Source organism: Anaerotignum sp., assembly GCF_045122575.1.
Taxonomy (GTDB): Bacteria; Bacillota; Clostridia; order Lachnospirales; family Anaerotignaceae; genus Anaerotignum_A.
This window is the reverse complement of the sequence record NZ_JBGVHV010000172.1, coordinates 1-6,400: the sequence shown is the minus strand read 5'-3', so window position 1 is coordinate 6,400 and position 6,400 is coordinate 1. Positions and strand designations below refer to the sequence as shown.

Annotated in this window: 7 protein-coding genes; all 7 read right to left on the bottom strand. The window is 45.1% G+C overall.

Going from position 1 to position 6,400, the window contains the following annotated elements:
- The coding region (locus ACJMLT_RS08565; RefSeq protein WP_405729469.1) for a DUF402 domain-containing protein at window positions 1-340 on the bottom strand (340 nt) is incomplete at its 3' end.
- A gap of 245 nt (window positions 341-585) precedes the next feature.
- A complete protein-coding gene (gene sstT, locus ACJMLT_RS08560; RefSeq protein ID WP_405729466.1) occupies window positions 586-1,824 on the bottom strand; it encodes a serine/threonine transporter SstT in 1,239 nt (412 codons plus the stop codon).
- Between the two features lie 102 nt (window positions 1,825-1,926).
- A complete protein-coding gene (sdaAA, locus tag ACJMLT_RS08555; protein ID WP_405729463.1) occupies window positions 1,927-2,811 on the bottom strand; it encodes an L-serine ammonia-lyase, iron-sulfur-dependent, subunit alpha in 885 nt (294 codons plus the stop codon).
- Window positions 2,812-2,820: 9 nt separating this feature from the next.
- Window positions 2,821-3,483, bottom strand: a complete 663-nt coding sequence (gene sdaAB, locus ACJMLT_RS08550; RefSeq protein WP_405729460.1) for an L-serine ammonia-lyase, iron-sulfur-dependent subunit beta — start codon at window positions 3,481-3,483, stop codon at window positions 2,821-2,823.
- A gap of 401 nt (window positions 3,484-3,884) precedes the next feature.
- Window positions 3,885-5,507, bottom strand: a complete 1,623-nt coding sequence (groL, locus tag ACJMLT_RS08545; protein WP_405729457.1) for a chaperonin GroEL — start codon at window positions 5,505-5,507, stop codon at window positions 3,885-3,887.
- 40 nt (window positions 5,508-5,547) lie between these two features.
- Window positions 5,548-5,835 carry a co-chaperone GroES gene (gene groES, locus ACJMLT_RS08540; protein WP_405729455.1) on the bottom strand — a complete coding sequence of 96 codons (288 nt, stop codon included), beginning with the start codon at window positions 5,833-5,835 and terminating at the stop codon, window positions 5,548-5,550.
- A gap of 178 nt (window positions 5,836-6,013) precedes the next feature.
- The coding region (locus ACJMLT_RS08535) for an NAD(P)/FAD-dependent oxidoreductase (RefSeq protein WP_405729452.1) at window positions 6,014-6,400 on the bottom strand (387 nt) is incomplete at its 5' end.

The following is a 6,400-nucleotide window of genomic DNA, read 5'->3' as shown; positions in this document are numbered from 1 at the left end:
TTTCTCCCAGATCCACCACTTTCACAAATCCATCCTCATAGATGATAACATCTGCCAGAAGATCTGTAAAAACATAAAAATTTTCTTCCTGATTGTATGTCGTATCAATGATATCACAATAATAGTAAACCAGCTCGTCGTTTTTGTTCAAAAATTTGCTGACCTTCCAGCCTTTATCCATGTAATAACAGGATACCCCGTGGCTGAATTTTGCCTTTGGATGCAACACGTCCCATTTCGTTACCATCACATTTTCACCCTGATATGTGATAATATCATCCTTCAAATGGACAACTTCGCTCGGCATATATCTTTTTCTGTAAAGTTTCGGAACTGCCATGATACCACTCTTCTCTTCCCCTTAAAAACAACAGCCATACACTCTGTTACTCAGGAAATCAGACATCCATCTTTAACGACATCACAAGATTCTGTCACTTTCTTCCTTTACGTAACTTGTTTCTATTATAAAGAATTATGCAGAAAAAAACAACCCCTGCCGCTTTCGCGACAGGGGCTTCGTACCAACCGTAATTTTTATAAATTTATGTATATATGTTTGTTGCTAAAAATTTGTTCGAAAGATTATTTCTTTCTCCAAGCCCAGATGTCTTTGCCAGCAGCTTTGAAATCGTGGAATTCAGCTGCAGCTGTGAACAGTGCGTCTGTGGAGGAGTTCAGACCTGTTTCGCAAGAGTCCTGAACTACGCCGATGATGAAACCGATACCTACAACCTGCATAGCGATATCGTTGGAGATACCGAACAGGGAACAAGCCAGAGGGATCAGCAGCAGGGAACCACCAGCAACGCCGGAAGCACCACATGCAGAGATAGCTGCTACGAAGGACAGCAGGATTTTCATTGCCAGAGGCACTTCCATACCCAGTGTGTTTACACAAGCCAGAGTCATAACTGTGATTGTGATAGCAGCACCAGCCATGTTGATTGTAGCACCCAGAGGGATGGAGATGGAGTAGTTGTCTTCATCCAGACCCAGTTCTTTACACAGTGTCATGTTAACGGGGATGTTAGCAGCAGAGGATCTTGTAAAGAAAGCTGTGATGAAGGAATCTTTCAGACATTTGCCTACCAGGGGGTAAGGATTGTCTTTGATCTGTGTCCAAACGATGATGGGGTTCAGGATGAATGCTACGAAAGCCATGCAGCCAACCAGAACTGCCAGTACTTTACCGTATTCTGTGAAGATTTCCAGACCGTTTTCGGATACTGTGGAGAATACCAGACCCATGATACCGAAAGGTGCGCAAGAAATTACTGTTCTAACTGCGAATGTTACTGCTTCAGACAGGTCGTTCAGAACTTTTTTTGTAGCTTCGTTAGATTTTTTCAGAGCCAGACCGAAGATACAAGCCCAGAACAGAATACCCAGGTAGTTAGCGTTTACCATGGAACCGATGGGGTTAGCTACGATGTTGGACAGCAGGTTTGCGAATACTTCGCCAACGCCGCCAGCAGCTGTCCAGCCTTCTGTGGAAGCACCGGAACCCAGAGGCAGAACGATGGGGATGAAGTGGCAAGCCAGTACAGCGATTACAGCTGCCAGGAATGTACCAACCAGGTACAGTACAACTACACGACCCATTGTTTTACCGCCGCCTTCCTGACCGCAAGCCAGAGCTGCGATTACCAGGAAGAATACCAGAATGGGAGCTACTGCTTTCAGAGCGCCTACAAACAGTGTACCCAGGATACCGATTACTGTAACCTGAGGAACAGCCATACCCAGGATTGCACCCAGGATCAGACCGCAAATGATTCTTTTTACTAAGGAAATGCTATTCCATTTCTGAATAATACTCATTGTTACCTTCTCCTATTAAATTGTAATACTTATAATTGCGAGTTACGATACGGTTGTACGAAAAACTAATATGAAAAGTATAGCTGTTTGCGATATTTTGCATCAACCAAATACTTTTTCGCAAAGTTTTTTGCCTGTAGGTGTTGTTGCCAGACCAGCTTCTGCTGTTTCTTTCAGTGTGGGAGACATCATATCGCCAACTTTTTTCATCGCTACGATGACTTCGTCAGCAGGAATATGGCTTTCCACGCCTGCCAGAGCCAGTTCAGCTGCTACCAGAGCATTCCCAACGCCGCCGGCATTTCTTTTGATGCAGGGGATTTCAACCAGACCTGCAACAGGGTCACATACCAGACCCAGAATGTTTTTCAGCGCGATGGCACAAGCGTGTTCACACTGCTTGGGTGTACCGCCGCACAGTTCGACCATGGCTGCTGCTGCCATTGCGCTTGCCGCGCCGCATTCAGCCTGACAGCCGCCTGCCGCACCTGCTACACTGGCATTCGTTGCGATCACGATACCAATTGCGGATGCTGTAAACAACGCCATTACCAGATCTTTATCAGGGATATTACGTTCTTCCTGCAGTGTCAGCAGTGCAGAAGGAAGAATACCGCAGGAACCCGCTGTAGGGGATGCTACAATTCTGCCCATGCATGCATTTGTCTGCGCAACTGCGATGGCTTTCACCATTGCTTTGCCGAAGAAAGGACCTGCAATTGTTTTTCCGCCCATCAGTGCTTCGTTCATTTTGAACGCATCACCGCCTGTCAGGCCGCTGGCAGAACGTTTTTCTCTGCTCATGCCTTCCTGAACGGATTCTTTCATTACTTCCAGAGAGCGTGCCATCTGTGCAAACATCTCTGCTTCAGTTTTTTCAGCGATCTGAGCCTGTGTTTTCAGAACCAGCTCGGAGAGTTTCAGACCTCTCTTCTCTGCTTCGACTACCAGCTCAGCTACGGAATCATATTTCAGCAATTCGTCCACCTCTCCTTCTTAAATCGCTTTCAGGACCGTGGATGCATGAATATTGGGGCATTCCATGATCGCTTCATTGATGGATTCGTCAAAATCGCCGTCGATTTCGATGGTCATAACAGCCGTACCGCCCTTACGGTCTCTGCCCAGAGAGAAACCATGAACGTTTACGCCTTTTTCCGCCAGAATGTTTGTTACCACGGCGATCATGCCGGGGATATCATCATGGGGAATGACTAATGTATCAGATTTACCGGAGATGGATACTTCTGTATCGTTGATCTTATTGATCACGATATTGCCGCCGCCGATGGATGCGCCCTGGATCAGAGCAGATCTGCCGTCAGCATCTGTCAGTGTGATTTCTGCTGTATTGGGATGCGCACCGTCGATGTCTTCTTCGATGAATGTGAAGTCCAGACCTTCTTCCGTTGCGATCTGCATGCTGTTACGGATACGGCTGTCATCCGTATCCATACCTAAAATACCAGCGATCACTGCCTTATCTGTACCGTGGCCTTTGTATGTTTTTGCAAAGGAGCCACTGAAACGGATCACAGCTTTCACAGGTTTTTTCCCCAATACGGAACGGGCATATTTGCCGATACGCACAGCACCAGCTGTATGAGAACTGGATGGACCAATCATGATAGGGCCCAAAATGTCAAATACCTGTAACACGAAACCCCCTCCTCTTGTTATCATTTTATCACAGTCAAATATGCACAGAGATAGACATTACTCTACACAATATCAACCATAGGCCAATTATATATGATAAAATTCTACAAAGTCAATAGAAATCTTAAAAAAAGTTTCTTCAGCAAAGACATTTTTTACATAGATGTCATTCACACAGAGACATTTGTATAAATCAGCACAAAACCCTCCGAAAAACCGCAAATTTTTTAATTTTTTCTCCATTTTCACAAAAAATCTATACCTGCTGAGAAAAAGAAATCTTTCACAATTGCCCCCTGTACAAAACCGCTCTGCTCCGCAAAATAAAAAACAACAAAAACCCCAAAATACCAATTGCAGGTATTACGGGGTTTTTCTTTGCAAAATTTTCTCTATTCAGATTACATGTAGCCCATACCGGGATCAGCCATAGGTGCAGGTGCCGCCTTCTGAGGGATTTCTGCTACCACCGCTTCTGTTGTCAGGAATGTGGATGCAACAGAAGTTGCGTTCTGCAGTGCACTTCTTGTTACTTTCGCAGGGTCAAGGATACCGGCTTCCACCATTTCCACATATTCTTCTGTCAGTGCATTGAAGCCCATGCTGTCATCCAGTTCTTTTACTTTGTTTACAACAACGGAACCTTCCAGACCTGCATTGGCTACGATCTGACGCAGAGGTGCTTCCAGAGCTTTGATCACGATTTCAGAACCTGTTTTTTCGTCGCCTGTCAGTTCTGCACAAGCTGCTTTTACTTTATCGATAGCATGCACCAGTGCTGTACCGCCGCCGGCAACGATGCCTTCTTCCACTGCCGCTTTTGTTGCTGCCAGTGCATCTTCCATACGCAGTTTCTTTTCTTTCATTTCTGTTTCTGTAGCCGCACCAACTTTGATCACTGCTACGCCGCCGCAGAGTTTTGCCAGTCTTTCCTGATATTTTTCTCTATCAAAATCAGAGTCTGTTTCTTCCATACCTTTGCGGATCTGAGCAATACGCGCCTGAATTGCATTTTTATCGCCAAAACCATCAGCAATGATCGTCAGTTCTTTTTCTACGCGAACTGTTTTTGCGGAACCCAGCATATCCAGTGTAGCATCCTGCAGAGAAATACCAATTTCTTCGGAGATCACCTGTGCACCTGTCAGTGCAGCGATATCAGCCAGCTGCGCTTTTCTTCTTTCGCCGTAACCAGGCGCTTTTACTGCGACACAAGTGAAGATGTTTCTCAGTTTATTCACTACCAGAGTTGCCAGAACTTCACTTTCCACATCCTCAGCAATCAGCAGCAGTTTTCTGCCCATCTGCATCACCTGTTCCAGAATAGGCAGGATTTCCTGAATGTTGGAAATCTTTTTATCTGTGATCATGATCATAGGTTCTTCCAGAATCGCTACCATCTTATCCATATCTGTAGCCATGTAAGCAGACAGATAACCTCTTTCAAACTGCATACCTTCTACCAGTGCCAGTTCTGTTTTCATTGTTTTGGATTCTTCGATGGTAATAACACCATCGTTAGTTACTTTATCCATTGCTTCTGCGATCATCGCACCAACTTCTTCGTCGCCCGCAGAGATTGCAGCAACGTTTGCGATATGTTTGCTTGTTGTAACTGCCTGACTCATTGCTTTGATTTCCGCAACAGCTGCTTCTGTTGCTTTCTGCATACCACGACGCAGGATGATGGCATTTGCGCCTGCTGCAATATTCTTCAGACCTTCCTGAATCATTGCCTGTGCCAGAACAGTTGCTGTTGTAGTACCGTCACCGGCAACATCGTTTGTCTGTGTAGCAACTTCTTTTACCAGCTGCGCGCCCATGTTTTCATAGGGATCTTCCAGTTCGATATCTCTTGCGATGGTCACACCGTCATTTGTGATGAGGGGTGCTGTAAATTTTCTGTCCAGAACAACATTTCTGCCTTTGGGACCCAGTGTTACTTTTACTGTATTCGCCAGTTTATCCACACCTGCTGCCATGGCATTTCTGGCATCTGTGCTGTATTTGATTTCCTTTGCCATTTCAATTACCTCCAAATAATATAGATAATATCGTTAAGACTTAGCCCTCAATGATCGCGAAGATTTCATCCTGTCTCATAATGATGTATGTTTCGCCATCGAATTTTGCTTCCATATAACCATATGCGGGAATCAGCACACGGTCACCTTCTTTGACTACCATTTCAATTTTTGCATCACCTACAGCAATGCCGGGGCCAACCGCCACAACAATGGCTTCCTGAGGTTTTTCCTTGGACTGGCTTGTCAGCAGCAGACCGGATTTTGTTGTTTCAATGGCTTCCGCCTGTTTCAGTACGACTTTATCTCCTAATGGTTTCAGTTTCATAGTAACATTACCTCCTTGGGATTCGATTTTATTTCTTATTAGCACTCAAAAGGCATGAGTGCTAAATCACAATACATATATTATCACCATACTCATCCATATTCAAGCAGATTTTGAAAAATTCACATTTTGTTCAAAAGAAAAAGCCTCAAACTTTCGTCCAAGGCTAAATTGACCATCATTTTTTTGCATCAATATATGCTGCCGCAGAAAGGGCTGCTACAAGTCCTTCCCCTACTGCCTTTGCGATCTGAAAAGGTGCGCCTGTGCAGTCTCCGGCTGCAAAAACACCGGGCAGGTTCGTAGCCATGCTTCTGTCTACAAGGATATTTTTTCCATCTGTATACAGGCCAAACAGCAGACTTTCGGGAGGTGTGGAGTTTTTCGCAAAGAAAATACCATCACAGTCCACCCTTTCCTCGCCCACTTCGATCCCTGTCACACCGATTTCTGCGCCGATGACCGCTTTCGGTCTGCTATTCAAAACTGCCACATTCTCCTTCAGATTCAGAACAGGCTGATACAGCGGAACATAGGTCACTTTTTCGCAGACATCTGCAAGGAA

Excerpts from the sequence above, each read along its gene's own strand:
- groES (WP_405729455.1), bottom strand. The coding sequence starts at position 5,835 with ATGAAACTGAAACCATTAGGAGATAAAGTCGTACTGAAACAGGCGGAA.
- groL (WP_405729457.1), bottom strand. The coding sequence starts at position 5,507 with ATGGCAAAGGAAATCAAATACAGCACAGATGCCAGAAATGCCATGGCA.
- sstT (WP_405729466.1), bottom strand. The coding sequence starts at position 1,824 with ATGAGTATTATTCAGAAATGGAATAGCATTTCCTTAGTAAAAAGAATC.